The organism is Shewanella sp. WE21 (genome assembly GCF_002966515.1).
Taxonomy (GTDB): Bacteria; Pseudomonadota; Gammaproteobacteria; order Enterobacterales; family Shewanellaceae; genus Shewanella; species Shewanella oncorhynchi.
The window spans coordinates 4,768,188-4,786,405 of record NZ_CP023019.1; the positions used below are offsets into that span (position 1 = coordinate 4,768,188).

Consider the following 18,218-nt stretch of genomic DNA (forward strand, 5'->3'; position numbering starts at 1 on the left):
CAATCCACTCAAAGGAGGCTCAATGAGTCAAAGATATAAACCCCATGTGACCGTCGCTTGTATTGTTCATGCAACTTCACAGGACAAATATCTGATGGTAGAAGAGTGGATTGAAGGCGAGCAACGCTTTAATCAACCCGCGGGTCACTTAGAAGCGAATGAAAGCTTGATCCAAGCCTGTGAGCGCGAAGTGTTTGAAGAAACGGGGTTATCACTCAAAGCCCAAGGACTCGTCGGTATTTATCAACTCAGCGCCAGTGAAGACTTAGCCTTTGTGCGCTTTACTTTTTTCGTGCAGTTAGATGATATGCCCTCACCTGCGCCGCAGGACAAAGCGATCCATAGTGCGCATTGGTTAAGTCTTGCGCAGATAGAAGCCAAGTCCTCTTTACTGCGCAGTCCCTTAGTACTCGATTGCTTAAAAGACTATCTCAATCAGGCACAAAATGGCCAAACTTATCCCCTTAGCCTACTCAATAGTGACCGCCTCACGATAGCCCAAGCGAGCAAGGCGTGATAGAATACCGCCCCGCATAAACGGCTGGCTAAGCTTAATGCGTGTGCTACTGCAGAGGCCTTGTACAGCAAATAAATAGTTGGCCGTAAATGCGAGGTTTACAGACAGTTTGCGGACTCATTTTATTTGATAGCGCTGGCAAAGTTTGATTTAGCAATCAGCAGCACAGCACCTAGATGTAAAGTTAGCTTGAATTTAAAGTTAGCTTGGATTTTTAGTTAGCCCATATTTTTAGTTAGGTTAGGTATTTTTGTTACGCGCTCAATGTCGCGGCTTAAATTCATCCACCTAGCCAACACACATACTCAATGGTTTTTAGGATTTATGACATCAATCGAACCCACTCATACAGGAAAAAAAGTCATTGTCGGCATGTCCGGCGGTGTAGATTCATCTGTTTCAGCCTATTTGCTTATGCAGCAAGGCTATCAGGTTGAAGGCCTTTTCATGAAGAACTGGGAAGAAGATGACAACAACGAGTACTGCGCGGCCGCAGAAGATTTAAAAGATGCCCAAGCCGTGTGCGACAAGCTTGGGATCAAGCTACATACAGTCAACTTTGCTGCCGAATATTGGGACAATGTATTTGAGTATTTCCTCGCCGAATACAAAGCGGGCCGCACGCCAAATCCCGATATCATGTGCAACAAAGAAATCAAATTTAAGGCATTTTTAGAATTTGCCGACGAAATCCTCGACGCCGATTACATCGCAATGGGCCACTATGTTCGCCGTCGCGATAACAGCGACGGCAGTACGCAAATGCTCCGTGGCGTTGATGGCAATAAAGATCAAAGTTATTTCCTCTACACCCTTAGCCATGAGCAAGTAGCCCGAAGCCTGTTCCCTGTCGGTGAGCTCGAAAAACATCAAGTTCGTGAAATTGCGAAAGAAATGGGCTTAATCACTCATGACAAAAAAGACAGTACTGGCATCTGCTTTATCGGTGAGCGCAAGTTCACTGAATTTCTAGGGACTTATTTACCGGCGCAGCCTGGCAATATTGAAACCCCAGAAGGTGAAGTCATAGGCACGCACCAAGGACTCATGTACCACACCTTAGGCCAACGTAAAGGCTTAGGCATTGGCGGCATGAAAAACAGCAATGACGATCCTTGGTATGTGGTCGATAAAGATCTTGAGCGTAACGTATTGATCGTGGGTCAAGGCGGACACCATCCCCGTTTGATGTCGACCGGCATGACAGTTAACCAACTGCATTGGATAGATAGAACTGGGCCTGTCGATGGTTGTCATATCGCAGTGAAAACCCGTTATCGCCAACAAGATGTGCCTTGTACATTAACCTACACAGATGAACACACCTTGCGCGTGGTCTTCGATGAACCTGTTGCGGCGGTGACGCCTGGACAGTCTGCGGTATTTTATGATGGTGAGGTCTGCCTAGGTGGCGGCATCATAGATCAATTAATCCGAGGGTAAAGCGTGAACGAGCAACTCATTAATCGGACGATGGCGTTTGCAGGCATACTGCAAGCCATTGCCCAAGTTCAACATTTAGCGCGCCATGGCGAATTGGATAATGCCGAGCTCGCAGCGAGCTTAAACACCATTCTCGTCACCAATCCTGACAATACGCCCGATGTCTACCAAGATAAAATCGTATTGCAAAAAGGCTATAAGCTGATCCTGAACCAGCTCGGTGACAGCAGCCAAAAAGATGTTGAAATCACCCGCTATTTAGTGGGCGTGCTTGCCCTAGAGCGTAAACTCGTGCGCTCTAACAGTGGCTTAGGCATGTTGGCTGAACGTATTAATCAAGTGAATCGCCAGCTACATCATTTTGCCATCACAGATGAGCAAGTTGTTGCCAATCTTGCCAGCATTTACAGTGACATCATCAGTAATTTAGGGCCAAAAATCCAAATATCGGGTAATCCTGTGTGTTTGCAGCGCCCTATTGTACAACATAAAATTCGTGCTCTGCTGCTTGCCGCTATACGCAGCGCAGTACTGTGGCGTCAGTTGGGCGGTAAACGTCGACACTTAGTCTTCGCCCGCAAAGCCATCGTCGATACAGCCAAGAAAAGTCTTACCCTATAATAAAATTAGCGTTCATCAAGGAGCTACACATGGATCTTTCCGCACTAACTGCTATCTCTCCGGTAGACGGTCGTTATGGTAGTAAAACCGCGTCATTGAGAGGGATTTTCAGCGAGTTCGGTCTTACCAAGTACCGTGTTCAGGTTGAAATCAATTGGCTAAAACTGTTAGCCGACTGTCTAGACATTAGCGAAGTGCCAACATTGAGCGCGTCAGCTATCGCCGTACTCGATGGCATTAAAGACAATTTCAACGAACAAGATGCGCTGCGTGTTAAGGCTATCGAAAGCACCACTAACCACGATGTAAAAGCGGTTGAATACTTCATTAAAGAAAAAATCGCAGGCAATAGCGAATTAGCCGCTGTGGGTGAGTTTGTTCACTTTGCTTGTACTTCTGAAGATATCAACAACTTAAGCCACGGTTTAATGCTGACTGAAGCCCGTGAGCATGTTTTACTGCCCTACTGCAATGAGTTGCTGACGGCAATTAAAAAGCTGGCGATTGAATATCGCTCTGTGCCATTAATGTCACGTACCCATGGCCAACCCGCGTCACCTTCGACGCTCGGTAAAGAAATGGCGAACGTCGCAGTGCGCCTTGAACGTCAAATCAAACAAATCGCCAATGTTGAAATCATGGGTAAACTGAATGGTGCCGTTGGTAACTACAATGCTCACTTGTCAGCCTATCCTGAAGTTAATTGGCATGAGCTGTCTGAGCGTTTTGTGACTAGCCTTGGCTTGCACTGGAATGCCTACACGACGCAAATCGAGCCACACGATTACATTGCCGAATTGTTTGATGCGGTTGCCCGTTTCAACACTGTGCTGATTGACTTTGACCGTGATATTTGGGGTTACATCGCCCTAGGTCACTTCAAACAACGCACTATCGCCGGTGAAATCGGTTCATCGACTATGCCGCACAAAGTTAACCCCATCGATTTTGAAAACTCTGAAGGTAACTTAGGTATCGCTAACGCACTGATGCAACATTTAGCGTCTAAACTACCGTTATCAAGATGGCAACGTGACTTAACTGACTCGACTGTACTGCGTAACTTAGGTGTGGGTATTGCCCATGCGTTGATCGCGTATCAAGCGACCTTAAAAGGCATCAGCAAGTTAGAAGTTAACGAAGCGCATCTGCGTGATGAGTTAGATCACAACTGGGAAGTGTTAGCAGAACCCGTACAAACGGTAATGCGTCGTTATGGTATTGAAAAGCCATACGAAAAATTAAAAGAACTGACGCGCGGTAAACGTATCGACGCGCAGCAACTGTCAGTGTTTATTGACGGACTTGAATTACCAGACTCAGTGAAAGCTGAACTGAAGAAAATGACGCCAGCCAACTACATTGGTCGTGCCGAAACGTTTGTCGACGAACTGAAGTAAGTTATTAATTAAAATTGGCGATTAACTAATATTAAGCTATTGACTGAAATTAGTTATTAACTGAAGTTGGCGACGGACAATACTCTTTCTTAAACAGAAATAAGGATTAAGGCGACCCACATCACCGTGATGTGGTCGCCTTTTTTAACACTATGTATACACTCAATCTCGATATCGCCCAGTTTCTTAGTGAATACTGGCAAAAGAAACCCCTATTGATCAAAAAAGCATTTCCGCAATTTGAAGATCCTATCAGCGCCGATGAATTAGCAGGCCTTGCCTGTGAAGAAGAAATCTCTTCACGCATCGTCGTCACCAAAGACAATGATTGGGAAGTAGTGCAAGGTCCGTTTGAAGATTACGACAGCTATGGCGAAACCCATTGGCAGCTATTAGTGCAAGCAGTCAACCACTGGTATCCCGATTCACAGCCGTTAGTTGAAGCGCTGCGCTTTTTACCTGACTGGCGCTTCGATGACTTGATGGCCTCATTTGCAACCCCAAGTGGCGGTGTCGGCCCGCACGTCGATAACTACGATGTGTTTATCATTCAAGGCGAAGGTGAGCGTCGCTGGACTGTGGGTGACAATACCCCGCAACAACGCCGTGGTGGCAATCCCAACTCGCCGCTGGTTGAAGACTTTACGCCCATTATCGATGTAGTGTTAGAAAAAGGCGACATGCTTTATATTCCACCTGGTTACCCGCATTGCGGCGAAACCCTAACTGTGGCAATGAGTTACTCGATTGGTTTCCGCGCTCCTAGCCAGCAAGAATTGGTCAGTGAAGTCGCCGATTATTTGCTCGACAATAACTTAGGTCAGCAGCGTTTCACGTCGCAAACTGAGCCGAGTTCAGCCGGTATCGTCAGCCAAGACCATCAAGTGGGCATCATGTCACTCTTGAGCCAGCTGAGCCAAGATCCTAATAGCTACCAAATCGTGTTAGGTAAACTGCTCAGTCAAAACCGTTTCGAACTTGATTTGTGTGAAGGCGAAGAAGCTTACAGCATTGAAGATTTGCAAGATGCCTTCGCCCAAGGTGCTGGCGTCAGCCGTATCGGCGGTTTGAAAGTATTGCGCCTTGAAAATGACACCACGCCGCGATTATTCATCAATGGTGATGTGCACGAACTACCCCAAACACCCGCAGACGTTATCGCACAGTTGAGCGATAACGTGAGCTTAAGCGCCGATGAAGCGACTGAAATATGTCAGCATGAAGAAGTCCAAGCCTTACTGTTGAAACTCATCAATCAAGGTTTCTACTACTTGAGCGACAGCGAAGAATAAGCCCTATCGACTTTGTTCGATGACCTTGTTCTTAACATAGGAAATCAACATAAAAGTAAAGAATCCGCCTTCTTAGAAGGCGGCTTTGACTTGCCCCTGGAAGGGGCTATTCCAAGAACCTACATCATATGCAACGACAATTGAGCCTCATGTTCCTGATCTTGTTTATCTTGATGGCGCACATATCGTCTAATGATTTCTTCATTAACACCTACTGTATCTACAAAATAACCTCTGGCCCAAAAGCTATTGCCCCATAGCTTTTTACGTACATGAGGGAATTTATTGAATAGCCTTATCGCACTTCTTCCTTTCAATACTCCCATCAGCGTTGATACTGACAGCTTCGGCGGGATTATGACTACCAAGTGAACGTGGTCTATCTGAACGTTTAATTCTAAAACCTCACAACCCTTCATATTGCAAAGGATATAAATTGACCTGTATAACTCCTTACCAAGGTTTCCTTTTAATATTTTAAAACGGTACTTCGGAGTCCAAACAATATGATATTTGCAACGCCAATAAACATGTGATGAACTTCTATAATCGCCCATGCTTTTCGTTTCCTCTTACTTGTGGTGAATAAGAAGTCTCTTTTAGCATGGGCGTAATTCAGGCTATAGCCTCAAGGAACAATCACCACCGCCAGAGGCGGTGGTTTTGGGATGACAATAAAAAAGGCACTCAACTGAGTGCCTTATTGTTATTTCAATTATCAGTATCAATCAACACAAGTGACTGTATTAACTCAATACTATCTAAATACAATCCTCAACTCATTTGAGTTTAAGCATTCCACAGTTTATCGTCGTTGTGCATACGATATAAACTCTCGGCACGCGATACTAATAGTTGAGCAAATTTAGCCTGAGTGGCATCACGGGTTGCACCCGAACGCACTAAGTTTTCCGCCTGCATTTGCCACATCATAGAGAAATGACGCACGGCATCACGGGCCGTAGCCGCCACTTTCACATCGACAAAATCCGACGGTAAATCACCTGACATCACCCAATAGGTTTTGTTGCTTGGACGCTTTGATTCCATCTTCCAAATCGCCATATAAGGCGCAAGATAACGGCTTTCATCGGCTAGGACTTTGCTTGGGATCACGCCTTTTTCAGCGAGAAAACGATTGGCTTTTTGAAATTGAGTTCTGACCCACTCTTGACGCAGCTTGTCTATTTCTTCAGCTGATAAATTTTGTTGAGTTTGGTCGACAGCTTGTTCAGTCATACTTCCGTCCTATCTTATTGTTATAACGCGAGCCTAATTCTTGGGATCAGTGCGCGATTCATTCTATTCGTTACGTTAAATTCAGTACAATCCATTCTTAATCGCAAAGCTTACGTTTACGTAAAGTGGAAAGCTAAATTGCCACAAATAATGTATTTATTCGGTCATTATGCATGGTTGAGAGTATCGCTAAATGCTATGGTTCTGCAATAAATATAACAAGCAGTCGATAGAGGCTCACCTCGTCGGCTTTTTCATTGTGTATAGCGGAGAAATTCACGTGGCTGTATTTAATCATGTATCCTTTGACGAACATGAACAGGTTGTATTCTGTCATGATAAAGAAAGTGGCTTAAAGGCCATTGTCGCCATCCATAACACTAACCTTGGTCCTGCCGTGGGTGGATGTAGGATGTGGAACTACCAATCGGATGATGAAGCCCTGACTGACGTATTACGCCTTTCTCGTGGCATGACTTATAAAAATGCCCTAGCAGGTTTAACCATGGGCGGTGGTAAATCCGTGATCATTGCCGATCCGAAAAGACAAGATCGCGAAGCCCTATTCCGCGCCTTTGGCCGTTTGATTAACAGCCTAGGTGGCCGATACTATTCAGCGGAAGATGTTGGCACTACTACGGCTGATATTATGATCGCCCATGAAGAAACCCCTTATATGGCGGGTCTTGAAGGTAAAAGTGGCGATCCATCACCGTTCACAGCCCTTGGCACTTATTTAGGCATCAAAGCTGCGGTTAAACATAGACTTGGTTTAGACAGCCTTAAAGGCCTTAAAATCGCCGTTCAAGGCGTCGGTCACGTTGGCTATTACCTGTGCAAACACTTGCATAACGAAGGCGCAGAACTGATTGTTACTGACATTCATCAAGCCTCATTAGACAAAGTCGCTACCGACTTTGGTGCCATTGTTGTCGCGCCTCAAGAAATCTACGCGCAAGATGTGGATGTGTATGCCCCTTGTGCCCTTGGCGCAACCTTAAACGATGCAACCTTACCGCAACTGAAAGCCAAAATTGTTGCTGGCTGTGCCAACAACCAATTAGCCGAAGTACGCCACGGTGAACAACTGAAAGAAATGGGCATACTGTACGCGCCAGACTATGTGATTAACGCAGGCGGCATTATCAACGTGTCGTTCGAAAAAGATTACGACGCAGCAAAATCGACGGCTAAAGTAGAAGAAATTTACAACACGCTGCTGAAAATATTCAGCCAAGCCGATGCGCAGAACCGTACAACCGGCGCCGTGGCTGATGAAATGGCGAAAGCCATTATCGAAGCCGCTAAGCAGTAATTTTTCTACGCGTTTATTATTTTTTATGCCCGTCAAATATTGAAAAAAGCGACCTCTGGTCGCTTTTTTGTTATCTAAAATTTAATCTATCACTAAGCTCATGGTTTAACCGCGCTTTTAATTTCGACACAGAATATTCATTTAATCACGCTGGAAAACGTCATATTTGTCTGCTTGAATTAGTCCATCAGGTCCCAGCACAGGATAGCGCTATGATCCGTTTCAAATATGATCTCAACCAAGATGTGGTAGAACTGCAAGCCAGCAATTGGAGTGGTTTAGAGCGGGTCTTCGTGAATGGCCAGATGGTGTCGCACAAGCTTAACTTTAAGCCTCAAAGCGAACATACCATTCAGCTTAAAGACGGCGCGCCTTGCAAGTTTGAACTACTTATCGATCCCCAAACCGATGAGCTCATGTGCCGAATTTATAAGCAACATAGACTCGTCGCTAGCCTAAAACAAGGTAAAGAAAATTTATTAGCTAGCCGGCGTTATTTACAGCACTCAGTGATAGCCGTAAGTCTGCTTTGCGTCTTTGCACTTTACTTGAATTAATCAAACCAGTTTAATCCCGCAAAGTGAGGCATAGTGGGTGGGATTAAACTGGGAAAATGAATTGAGATAACCACATACAGATAGAAGTAAAAACGGCTAAACCACAGTTTTCCGCCATACCCATTAGATTCAAAATTTCAAGCCAAACGGTTGATTTTATTTAATAGTAAAATGAATGTCTGTTGTTCATCTTCACTTAGATTTGACAGGAATTTTTCATTGACCCGCTCAGCTTCGCAAATAAGATCTTGCTCTAATGCTTTGGCTTCATCGGTCAAAAAGATTTGGAAGGCACGCCGATTATCGACTTCTTGATGGCGAGTAATAAGACCTTGCACCTGCAACTGATCGAGTAAGCGCGTCATAGTGTAATTTGCCACATCGCAACGCTTAGACAATTCAGTTTGGCTTATGCCCTCTTCTTGCCACAAAGCAAACAGCACAGGCCACAGTTTTATATCGAGTTGATATCGCTTAAGATGCAGATCAAGCTCATTTTGCAGCTCGATATTTAAGTGGGATACAAGATAGCCTAAGCTTTCATAACGATTCAAACAGCACCTCCTACAGCAAAGGTTTAACGCGTTTTCACTTACTCTGCACGCCATCATAGGAACCCAGAGTTAGTTTTAATACTACCACTTAACCCATAATAAACTAGCTTAGACCACAGCAAATTATGTGATTAACCTACGAGCTCATTCCTCATCTAGATCAGATAAATTGAATTCATTCACAAAATTATAGTAACAGGCCCGACCTAATTTGCCCCATAAACCGCGCTCAAGCGGCAAATAAACACTGTCATCGGTGAGCTTCATCTGTTTTATATCGACTTTATGGTGCTGTGTTTCAATACTGGTTCTTACATTGAGCAGCGAATGGGGTTGCGCTCGCTCGAAATCGACAATCAGTAAGGGAGCATCTTCAACCCGCACTCGCACCTTCTCCACTGGGGTAATTAAGAAATACTCATCATCAATGCAATGTAAAATACTGGCGAACAACTTAGCAAACTTTGCTGGCAGCGATGTGCCTAGATAGGTCCAATCACCCAAGGCGTTAATGTCAAACAATGGGGCTTCACTGCACAATGGCGCAACCGAGGTTAGCTTACTATCGGCGGCGAATTGTTTGAGTGTGTGCTGAATACTGTCAGTCATCTTTTCCATCTAGGCCTCCATCATCCATAAAAAAACCAGCCTTGCGGCTGGCTTTAGTGTGACATTCAACACTTGGATATACCAGTGAGGATAATTACGATCTGACTAACGCAATCAAAACGATATAAACACCACTAGATATTTGCTAACTCGAGTAAGGCCTCAAGTGGATGCTTTGGCTTGTAACCAGCAAAACGTTTTACCTGGCTACGGCACGAATAGCCAGACACTAACACTTGCGGCTGCTCAATTTTTGCTAACGTTTGCTGCCAAGACATGTCGAACAAGGCCTTAGATCTCTCGAGGTTTTCCGCCTCATGACCATAAGTTCCCGCCATACCACAACAACCTAAATTGACTGCGGTTAACTTAGCGCCAAAATGGGCAAAGATTTTAGTCCACTCATTGGCGGTATTTGGCTTGGCAGTCGATTCGGTACAATGACTAAACCAAGTATATTGCTTATCTTGCGCAGCTTTTGCAGGTAAATCTTTGATGACATTCAGTAGCCATTCGTTGGCTAACTTGACCTCAAAATTACCGCGATTAGCCCCTAAGACTTCACGGTATTCATCGCGATAACACAAGACTAAGGCAGGATCGATACCGACCATGGGCATGCCCAGTTTATGGACTTGGTTCAGAAAGTCCGCACTCGACTGCGCCGTTTTAGCAAACTTATCTAAAAATCCCTTGATATGTGTTGGCTTACCATTGGGTTTATAGGGCAATAACACCGGCTTTAAGCCGAGTTTTTCAATTAATTGGATAAAGCGCAACACAAGACCTGAGTCATAGAAACTGTTAAAGGGATCTTGTACCACCAACACAAACTGCGAGCGCTTCTCTTCTGGAATCGCTTGCAACGCAGCTAAGTCGTAACCGCGGCTTGCATGACCATCGAGTCTTTGCTTCAAAGTCGGCACAGATAACGCAGGCGCATCCACATAACCAATCGCCTGTTTAATCACCCATTGGCTCAATGGATTTTGTGCGACAAAGTTAGTGAGACGCGGTGCCGCGGCCATCAATGGCAAGCTATCTTCAATCCCTGCAACGAGATAGTCTTTCGCGGGTCTTAAATAGCGTTGATAGTATATATTGAAGAACTGCGCCCTAAACTTAGGCACATCCACTTTTACCGGACATTGTCCAGAGCAGGCTTTACAGGCCAAACAGCCCTTGAGCGATTCCATCACCTCGTGGGAGTAATCATAATCACGTTTGGCATTGATGGTATTTTGTATGCGCTGCAATATACCAAAAGGTTTCGCTTTTGCGAGGGCATTAACATCAACCCCTTCAGCCTCAAGCAGCCTTAGCCACTCTCTCATGAGCCCTGCACGCCCCTTAGGCGACTGCACTCTGTCACCCGTCACCTTAAACGATGGGCACATGGGCGAATAGCTACTGTAATTAAAACACAGGCCATTACCGTTACAATTCATCACATCGGGGAACTCATCACGCACATCAACGGGGATTTGTCGATCAAACTTACCGCGCTTAGCACTGTCAACATCGTAATAGAGGGCACCTGTATCTTTAGGCGCCACCAGCTTGCCGGGGTTTAGTCGGTTATCAGGGTCGAACAAACCTTTGATATCTTGCAATACACCGAAAAGTTCATCACCAAAGACAGCTGGACCGTATTCACCGCGCACGCCTTTACCGTGCTCGCCCCACATTAGGCCGCCGTATTTAAGCGTCAGTGCCGCGACTTGATCAGAAATGACTCGTAGTAATTTTTCATCTTCAACATCGCACATATCGAGCGCTGGACGAACATGCAACACGCCCGCATCCACATGGCCGAACATACCGTATTGCAGATTATGCCCGTCGAGTAAGGCGCGAAACTCCATAATGTAATCGGCGAGTTTTTCGGGCGGTACCGCGGTATCTTCTGCAAAGGCGATGGGTTTGCGGCGACCTTTAGTGGCGCCGAGTAAGCCAACGGCTTTTTTACGCATGCCGTAAATTTTTTCGATACTCGGCTTATCTTGCGTCACTTGGTAACCCAATACACCGCACTCGCCTTTGCTGATCTGCTCAGTTAACACAGCTTCCAGACTCGCGAGCTTTTGCTCAACTTCGACCGTGTCACCTGCAAATTCGACCATATTGAGGCCATCAATAATTTTACCTGGCACTTCTTGGATAAGATCAGCCACCGAATGCCAGACAATATCTTCACGGGCTAAGTTAAGCACTTTTGAATCGACGGTTTCGACCACAGTCGCCCGCGCGGCAACTAAGGATGGCGCATGACGCAATGCCGATTGGAACGAATCGTACTTAATGTTTACCATAGCGCGCTCAGTCGGCAGCGGGGTGAGATTAAGTTTGGCTTCGGTTATCACCGCAAGCGTGCCCTCTGAGCCCGTCAGAATTCGTGATAAATCGAATTGCGTCAGGTTGTCGTTCCACACGTGTTTTAAGTCATAGCCAGTGAGGAAACGATTGAGCTTAGGAAATTGGTTTTCAATCTGAGTACGCTTTTCACGGCAGACCGCCGCCACAGCAGAAATCAATTTCTGCCCCAGCGGATTATCACTGACATTATCGGGGTTACACAGTAGTCCCGCATCTAGGGGATGCGTATCCAGCACACTGCCATCGATCAGCACACTGCGCAGCGCCAGCACGTGATCTGACGTCTTACCATAGACCAGTGAGCCCGCACCCGAGGCATCGGTATTGATCATGCCGCCAATCGTGGCGCGGTTTGAAGTGGATAAATCGGGACTAAAAAAGAATCCATGGGGACGCAATGCATCGTTAAGCGCATCTTTAATCACGCCAGCTTCGACTCGAACCCAACCTTGCTCAGCATTCACTTCGAGCACACGGTTCATGTAACGCGACACATCCAAAATCAAACCATGGGTCAGTGATTGTCCGTTGGTGCCCGTACCACCGCCCCGCGCACTGAAGGTCACGCTGCGAAATGCGTCCGTGGCAGCCAGCGTCAATACAATTTGGATATCCTGCTGATTTTTAGGATATAACACAGCTTGAGGCAAAAATTGATATACAGAGTTGTCCGTTGCTTGCACTAAACGGGCGCTGTAACGTTTGTCTATATCACCGGAATACTCACTTTGCTCCAGTGCATCAAGGTATGCCAAATACACTGGCTCTAATGTTTGTTGATGTGATAGCAGGGGTAGCATAGATGGCTTCTGTCAATTATCGTTATGGCGCCATTATAAACAAAAAAAAGCCGCTAAAAAGCGGCTTTTTTAACAAGTTTATAAAATTACTATCTAGATCAACCGTGCGCTTCGGCTAAATACAACCAAGTATCAATCACAGTATCAGGGTTTAATGACACTGTATCTATGCCTTGTTCTACCAACCAAGCTGCAAAATCAGCGTGATCTGAAGGACCTTGACCACAAATACCTATGTAAGCGCCCTTCGCTTTAGCCGCTTTAATGGCTAATGAAAGTAGCATTTTAACGGCTTCATCACGCTCATCGAATAAATGGCTAATGATACCTGAGTCACGGTCAAGCCCAAGTGTCAGCTGAGTTAAATCGTTTGAGCCGATAGAGAAGCCATCGAAATGCTCAAGGAATTGGTCTGCTAACAGGGCGTTTGAAGGCACTTCACACATCATGATGACACGTAAACCGTCTTTACCACGCTCTAAACCTTGCTCTTTGAGCAAGCCGACCACTTGCTCAGCTTCTTTCACTGTGCGAACGAATGGGATCATGACTTCAACGTTTTTCAGACCCATGTCATTACGAACGCGTTTAATCGCTTCACACTCAAGGGCAAAACAGTCACGGAAGGATTCAGAGATATAACGGCTCGCACCGCGGAAGCCCAGCATTGGGTTCTCTTCTTCTGGCTCGTATCGGTCACCACCAACCAAGTTTGCGTATTCGTTAGACTTAAAGTCTGACATACGTACGATCACTTTCTTCGGATAGAAAGCTGAACCGATAGTCGCAATACCTTCAACCAGACGGGCAATGTAGAACTCAACGGGTGATTCGTAACCAGCAATCATTTCGTTGATTTCAGTTTGCAGCGCTGCATCCTGTTGATTGAATTCGAGCAGTGCCTTTGGATGGATGCCGATCATACGGTTGATGATGAATTCTAAACGCGCTAGACCCACACCTTCGTTTGGCAAACGGGCAAAATCAAATGCACGATCAGGGTTACCCACGTTCATCATGATTTTCATTGGCAATGCAGGCAGAGAGTCAACACGGTTTGAAATCACTTCAAACTCTTGTTTACCTTCGTAGATAAAGCCAGTGTCACCTTCGGCGCAAGAAACAGTCACGATTTGACCATTCTTGATACGGTCAGTCACGTCACCACAACCCACCACCGCTGGCACACCTAATTCGCGGGCGATAATCGCCGCATGACAGGTACGACCGCCACGGTTTGTGACGATAGCACTTGCGCGCTTCATGATAGGTTCCCAATCAGGATCTGTCATGTCTGTCACTAACACATCACCAGGTTGGATTTGATCCATATCGGCGATTGACGTTAATACTTTGGCTACGCCAGTACCCACTTTATGGCCAATAGCGCGACCTTCACAGATCACAGCGCCACGGCTCTTTAAGTGATAACGTTCAATCAATTGCACATCTTCACGGCTACGAACCGTTTCTGGACGCGCTTGAACGATATACAATTTGCCATCGTTGCCGTCTTTTGCCCATTCGATGTCCATTGGACGACCGTAATGTTTTTCGATCACCATGGCTTGTTTGGCTAATTCTTCGACTTCAGCGTCATTGATAGAGAATTGACGACGTTTGTCAGCAGTCACGTCTTCAATTTTGACTTGTTTGCCGTGAGCAGCATCATCTGAATACACCATTTGGATGAGCTTGCTACCGATATTACGGCGCACAACAGCCTTGTGACCTAAGGCTAAAATAGGTTTATGAACATAAAATTCATCTGGGTTTACCGCGCCTTGAACAACCATTTCACCCAGACCAAAAGATGAAGTGATAAACACCACATCGTTATTGCCAGATTCAGTGTCCATAGTGAACATCACACCTGAAGCCGCTTTATCTGAACGAACCATGCGTTGTACGCCAGCAGACAAGGCAACACCGTGGTGCTCATAACCTTGATGCACACGGTAGGAAATAGCGCGATCGTTAAAGAGTGAAGCGTACACATGCTTGATCGCTGTCAGTACGGATTCAAATCCTTTCACGTTTAAGAAGGTTTCTTGCTGACCCGCAAAAGAGGCATCTGGCATATCTTCAGCTGTTGCAGAAGAACGTACCGCGAATGACGCTTCGCTAGTTTCAGCGGCAAGTTTATCGTAAGCTTCACGAATCGCTTGCTCTAATGCTGGTTGAAATGGAGTGTCGATAACCCACTGTCTGATCTGTGCACCTACTTTAGCCAGCGCATTGACATCATCTACATCCAGTGTGGCTAGAATGTCATAAATCTTCTGGTTAACTCCGCTTTGTTCAAGGAACTCGTTGAACGCATGGGAAGTTGTCGCAAATCCGCCAGGTACTTGAACACCGGCATTGGCCAGATTGCTGATCATCTCGCCTAGAGAAGCATTTTTACCGCCAACCAAGTTGACGTCACCCATGCCTAATTCTTGATACCAGAGTACGTATTGCTGCACAGTTCTATCTCCGCAAGTTTATTTCAGTGGCCCCTTCACACGAGGGCAGCGGCATTTTACACTCCTGTCGAACACGCGTAAATCTATAATTTTATTTGTAATTTTATTACTACAAGAGGTCAGTATGGCACCAAAAGTATTCTATATCTCCGACGGGACAGCGATCACAGCTGAAGTTTTTGGTCATGCGGTTCTCTCGCAATTTCCATTAGAATTTGAGTCACTTACGATTCCATTTGTCGAAACTCTGACGAAAGCGGAGCAAGTTAAGCGACAAATTAATGATTGTTTTATTACAACAGGTGAGCGGCCGTTAGTATTCCATTCCATCGTAAAAGCCGAGATCCGCGACATCATCTACTCGAGTGAAGGGGTTGATTATGATTTTTTGAATACTTTTGTGGCCCCACTCGAACAACATTTAGGTGTTTCTGCCTCTCCAGTTGTACATAGAACCCATGGAAAAGCGAATCACGGCTATGAAGCGCGTATTGATGCCATTAATTTCGCCATGGATAACGATGATGGCCAGACCATGAAACATATGGATCAAGCCGATCTGGTTTTACTTGGGGTCTCTCGCTGTGGCAAAACGCCATCGAGCCTGTATTTATCAATGCAGTTCGGTATAAAAGCGGCAAACTACCCTTTCACCGAAGATGATATGGATAACCTTAAGTTACCTGAAGCGCTGAAACGCAATAAGAAAAAACTGTTTGGTTTAACGATTGATCCCGTGCGTTTACATGAAATCCGTCAGAGTCGAATGGAGAATAGCCGCTATTCATCGCTCAAACAGTGCCGCTTAGAAGTCAAAGAAGTGGAAATGCTGTTTAAACGCGAACGCATTCCTTACATAGACACCACTAATCATTCCGTGGAAGAAATTGCCACTAAAATATTAGATGTCACGGGCCTAGAACGGCATATGTTCTAAGCCTAATAAGCCAAAATCAGCAAAAGAAACCGAGTGAATTTAGTCTAAAAGAAACTAACTTAAATCAAATTCATTGCACAGTTGCCGACAATTAACGCAATTGGCACTGTGCAACTCGGTTCGATTCGTTATAATCCGAGGCAATCTGGCGAAAAGCGCCGCACGCAAGCTCGGTATTTTGAATGACCATAAAAACAGACGAACTACGCACTTCCTTATTAGCAAAAGTCATCTCACCTGCGCAACTGGCATCTGAGTTCCCATTAACTCAAGATGCAGCCGATTATCTGGTTCAGCAACGTCGTGAAGTCGAAGCCATCATTATGGGTGAAGACCAACGTCTATTAGTGATCATAGGCCCATGTTCAATCCACGATACTAAAGCGGCATTAGATTATGCTCAACGCTTAGCCGCGTTACACCAGGAATTGAAAGATGACTTGTGTATCTTAATGCGCGTCTATTTTGAAAAACCCCGCACAATTGTCGGTTGGAAAGGATTAATTTCAGATCCCGATCTCGATGGCAGTTTCGAACCAAACAAAGGTTTACGCATTGCCCGCGAGTTGCTGCAACAAATCACTGAATTAAAATTGCCTATCGCCACCGAATTTTTAGATATGGTGAACGGTCAGTACATAGCGGATCTCATTACTTGGGGTGCGATTGGTGCGCGTACTACGGAAAGCCAAGTCCACCGTGAAATGGCTTCAGCACTGTCCTGCCCGGTTGGTTTTAAAAATGGTACTGATGGGAACATCAATATTGCCGTTGATGCAGTGCGTGCCGCACAAGTGCCACATGTTTTCTATTCACCAGATAAAGATGGCGCTATGGCGGTCTATCGCACCCACGGTAACCCGTTTGGCCATATCATCCTACGTGGTGGTAAAAAACCTAATTATCACGCACAAGATATCGAAGAAGCGCGTCAACAGCTTGCATCTGTTGGGGTAACTCAACGTATGGTTATCGATTTCAGCCACGGAAACAGTGAGAAGAACCATCTCAAACAGCTGATGGTCGCCGATGAAATTATGACTCAAATGCGTGCTGGCAGCACTGCCATCGCAGGTATTATGGCTGAAAGCTTCTTACAAGAAGGTAATCAAAAAGTCGTTGAAGGCCAGCCACTCTGTTATGGCCAAAGTATCACAGACGCCTGCTTACATTGGGACGACTCTGAAATTCTGCTACGTAAGCTCGCAGCGGCTTCCCGCGAAAGAAAAGCACTGTTAACCAAATAAATCTGAAGTAAAATAAATCGTCCAATAAAAAACCGATCTCATTTCGGTTTTTTTATTGGAAGCATGACATTATCCTCAGTCATATGCCTACTGCACCTTAAAGCCTGTAGTTTTCTATCTTTAACCACCATAAATCTTTATAATTCGAGCTTATTTTGCTGCATTACCTTAGGTTGCTGTATGTCGCTTACCCCCATGTCCACAAACACCGAAAATACCTCACGAATCGAAGCCGCTGAAACACCCTTTCCTGACGCGATTCAAACTCGAATTGATTCCTCAGAAGCGCGCGTGATTAAAGCAGTATTCCCCTCAATCACCAATCATCACAATACGTTATTTGGTGGCGAAGCTTTAGCGTGGATGGATGAAACAGCCTTTATTGCGGCAACTCGTTTCTGCCGTAAAACCTTAGTCACAGTGAGTTCCGATAGAATTGATTTTAAAAAGCCTATCCCAGCTGGCACACTAGCCGAACTCATCGCTCGTGTGATCCATGTAGGTAATACGTCATTAAAAGTTGAAGTCAACATCTATGTCGAAGACATGTATCAAGACCATCGAGAGCATGCCATACGTGGTGTGTTCACCTTTGTTGCGGTTGACGAACAACGAAATCCTACAAAAGTGTGGACATATGGGTAGTTTTTAGACGATTTTAAAGTATAGGTTAGCCCGTACTTTCGGGCTTTCAATTGAAACTATACTGTCCATCTTTTTCCCTGTAAAACACCGACCAAAGTCTAACAACCAGAAACATATCAAAATTTTGTCCTTATTCCTGAATAAAGCAATAGGATCCTTGATTACTTTTCTGTTACATTGAGTTCAATCTTCACGCGC

General features: G+C 45.3%; 16 protein-coding genes. 10 read left to right on the top strand and 6 right to left on the bottom strand.

Annotated elements, in window-relative coordinates:
• The first annotated feature begins 22 nt into the window (after positions 1-22).
• From CKQ84_RS21285 to CKQ84_RS21305, 5 genes are all read left to right on the top strand, one after another.
• Positions 23-517: an NUDIX hydrolase gene (locus tag CKQ84_RS21285; RefSeq protein WP_105252674.1), complete on the top strand. Its 495-nt coding sequence runs from the start codon at positions 23-25 to the stop codon at positions 515-517.
• A 324-nt stretch (positions 518-841) separates the two neighbouring features.
• Positions 842-1,960 (top strand): tRNA 2-thiouridine(34) synthase MnmA, encoded by a 1,119-nt coding sequence (gene mnmA / locus CKQ84_RS21290; RefSeq protein ID WP_105252675.1) that lies wholly within the window; start codon positions 842-844, stop codon positions 1,958-1,960.
• A 3-nt stretch (positions 1,961-1,963) separates the two neighbouring features.
• Positions 1,964-2,581, top strand: coding sequence for a high frequency lysogenization protein HflD (gene hflD, locus CKQ84_RS21295; protein ID WP_028759733.1), 618 nt, complete (start codon positions 1,964-1,966; stop codon positions 2,579-2,581).
• Positions 2,582-2,610: 29 nt separating this feature from the next.
• Positions 2,611-3,981 carry an adenylosuccinate lyase gene (gene purB / locus CKQ84_RS21300; protein WP_105252676.1) on the top strand — a complete coding sequence of 457 codons (1,371 nt, stop codon included), beginning with the start codon at positions 2,611-2,613 and terminating at the stop codon, positions 3,979-3,981.
• A 152-nt stretch (positions 3,982-4,133) separates the two neighbouring features.
• The gene (locus CKQ84_RS21305; RefSeq protein ID WP_105253131.1) at positions 4,134-5,273 is read left to right on the top strand and encodes a cupin domain-containing protein; all 1,140 of its coding nucleotides are present in this window, start codon (positions 4,134-4,136) and stop codon (positions 5,271-5,273) included.
• A 119-nt stretch (positions 5,274-5,392) separates the two neighbouring features.
• Here the strand turns inward: CKQ84_RS21305 and tnpA are convergent, their stop codons facing one another.
• Together tnpA and CKQ84_RS21315 are read right to left on the bottom strand one after the other, a co-directional pair.
• Positions 5,393-5,830, bottom strand: coding sequence for an IS200/IS605 family transposase (gene tnpA / locus CKQ84_RS21310; protein WP_105252677.1), 438 nt, complete (start codon positions 5,828-5,830; stop codon positions 5,393-5,395).
• Positions 5,831-6,062: 232 nt separating this feature from the next.
• The gene (locus tag CKQ84_RS21315; RefSeq protein ID WP_105252678.1) at positions 6,063-6,512 is read right to left on the bottom strand and encodes a DUF4826 family protein; all 450 of its coding nucleotides are present in this window, start codon (positions 6,510-6,512) and stop codon (positions 6,063-6,065) included.
• 280 nt (positions 6,513-6,792) lie between these two features.
• Between CKQ84_RS21315 and CKQ84_RS21320 the strand changes: the two genes are divergently transcribed.
• Together CKQ84_RS21320 and CKQ84_RS21325 are read left to right on the top strand one after the other, a co-directional pair.
• The gene (locus CKQ84_RS21320; protein ID WP_028759730.1) at positions 6,793-7,827 is read left to right on the top strand and encodes a Glu/Leu/Phe/Val dehydrogenase dimerization domain-containing protein; all 1,035 of its coding nucleotides are present in this window, start codon (positions 6,793-6,795) and stop codon (positions 7,825-7,827) included.
• Positions 7,828-8,039: 212 nt separating this feature from the next.
• On the top strand, positions 8,040-8,384 hold the full coding sequence (locus tag CKQ84_RS21325) for a hypothetical protein (RefSeq protein WP_011789104.1): 345 nt from the start codon (positions 8,040-8,042) through the stop codon (positions 8,382-8,384).
• Between the two features lie 137 nt (positions 8,385-8,521).
• On the opposite strand, the gene CKQ84_RS21330 is transcribed toward CKQ84_RS21325, so the two are convergent.
• From CKQ84_RS21330 to ppsA, 4 genes are all read right to left on the bottom strand, one after another.
• Complete coding sequence (locus CKQ84_RS21330) at positions 8,522-8,938, bottom strand: MarR family winged helix-turn-helix transcriptional regulator (RefSeq protein WP_105252679.1); 417 nt, start codon at positions 8,936-8,938, stop codon at positions 8,522-8,524.
• Positions 8,939-9,082: 144 nt separating this feature from the next.
• Positions 9,083-9,556 (bottom strand): DUF1285 domain-containing protein, encoded by a 474-nt coding sequence (locus tag CKQ84_RS21335; RefSeq protein WP_105252680.1) that lies wholly within the window; start codon positions 9,554-9,556, stop codon positions 9,083-9,085.
• Positions 9,557-9,681: 125 nt separating this feature from the next.
• On the bottom strand, positions 9,682-12,723 hold the full coding sequence (locus CKQ84_RS21340) for an FAD-binding and (Fe-S)-binding domain-containing protein (protein WP_105252681.1): 3,042 nt from the start codon (positions 12,721-12,723) through the stop codon (positions 9,682-9,684).
• A 98-nt stretch (positions 12,724-12,821) separates the two neighbouring features.
• Positions 12,822-15,191 carry a phosphoenolpyruvate synthase gene (gene ppsA, locus CKQ84_RS21345; RefSeq protein ID WP_028759726.1) on the bottom strand — a complete coding sequence of 790 codons (2,370 nt, stop codon included), beginning with the start codon at positions 15,189-15,191 and terminating at the stop codon, positions 12,822-12,824.
• A 124-nt stretch (positions 15,192-15,315) separates the two neighbouring features.
• Here ppsA and CKQ84_RS21350 point away from each other — a divergent pair, with 124 nt between their 5' ends.
• The 3 genes from CKQ84_RS21350 (at position 15,316) to CKQ84_RS21360 (ending at position 18,020) form a co-directional block, all read left to right on the top strand.
• Complete coding sequence (locus CKQ84_RS21350) at positions 15,316-16,128, top strand: pyruvate, water dikinase regulatory protein (protein ID WP_028759725.1); 813 nt, start codon at positions 15,316-15,318, stop codon at positions 16,126-16,128.
• A gap of 182 nt (positions 16,129-16,310) precedes the next feature.
• Entirely contained in the window at positions 16,311-17,375 is a 1,065-nt protein-coding gene (locus CKQ84_RS21355; protein WP_028759724.1) for a 3-deoxy-7-phosphoheptulonate synthase, read from the top strand.
• 180 nt (positions 17,376-17,555) lie between these two features.
• A complete protein-coding gene (locus tag CKQ84_RS21360; RefSeq protein WP_168825401.1) occupies positions 17,556-18,020 on the top strand; it encodes an acyl-CoA thioesterase in 465 nt (154 codons plus the stop codon).
• The last annotated feature ends 198 nt before the right edge of the window (positions 18,021-18,218 follow it).

Excerpts from the sequence above, each read along its gene's own strand:
- CKQ84_RS21285 (WP_105252674.1), top strand. The coding sequence starts at position 23 with ATGAGTCAAAGATATAAACCCCATGTGACCGTCGCTTGTATTGTTCAT.
- mnmA (WP_105252675.1), top strand. The coding sequence starts at position 842 with ATGACATCAATCGAACCCACTCATACAGGAAAAAAAGTCATTGTCGGC.
- purB (WP_105252676.1), top strand. The coding sequence starts at position 2,611 with ATGGATCTTTCCGCACTAACTGCTATCTCTCCGGTAGACGGTCGTTAT.
- CKQ84_RS21305 (WP_105253131.1), top strand. The coding sequence starts at position 4,134 with ATGTATACACTCAATCTCGATATCGCCCAGTTTCTTAGTGAATACTGG.
- tnpA (WP_105252677.1), bottom strand. The coding sequence starts at position 5,830 with ATGGGCGATTATAGAAGTTCATCACATGTTTATTGGCGTTGCAAATAT.
- CKQ84_RS21315 (WP_105252678.1), bottom strand. The coding sequence starts at position 6,512 with ATGACTGAACAAGCTGTCGACCAAACTCAACAAAATTTATCAGCTGAA.
- CKQ84_RS21325 (WP_011789104.1), top strand. The coding sequence starts at position 8,040 with ATGATCCGTTTCAAATATGATCTCAACCAAGATGTGGTAGAACTGCAA.
- CKQ84_RS21335 (WP_105252680.1), bottom strand. The coding sequence starts at position 9,556 with ATGGAAAAGATGACTGACAGTATTCAGCACACACTCAAACAATTCGCC.
- CKQ84_RS21340 (WP_105252681.1), bottom strand. The coding sequence starts at position 12,723 with ATGCTACCCCTGCTATCACATCAACAAACATTAGAGCCAGTGTATTTG.
- CKQ84_RS21350 (WP_028759725.1), top strand. The coding sequence starts at position 15,316 with ATGGCACCAAAAGTATTCTATATCTCCGACGGGACAGCGATCACAGCT.
- CKQ84_RS21355 (WP_028759724.1), top strand. The coding sequence starts at position 16,311 with ATGACCATAAAAACAGACGAACTACGCACTTCCTTATTAGCAAAAGTC.
- CKQ84_RS21360 (WP_168825401.1), top strand. The coding sequence starts at position 17,556 with ATGTCGCTTACCCCCATGTCCACAAACACCGAAAATACCTCACGAATC.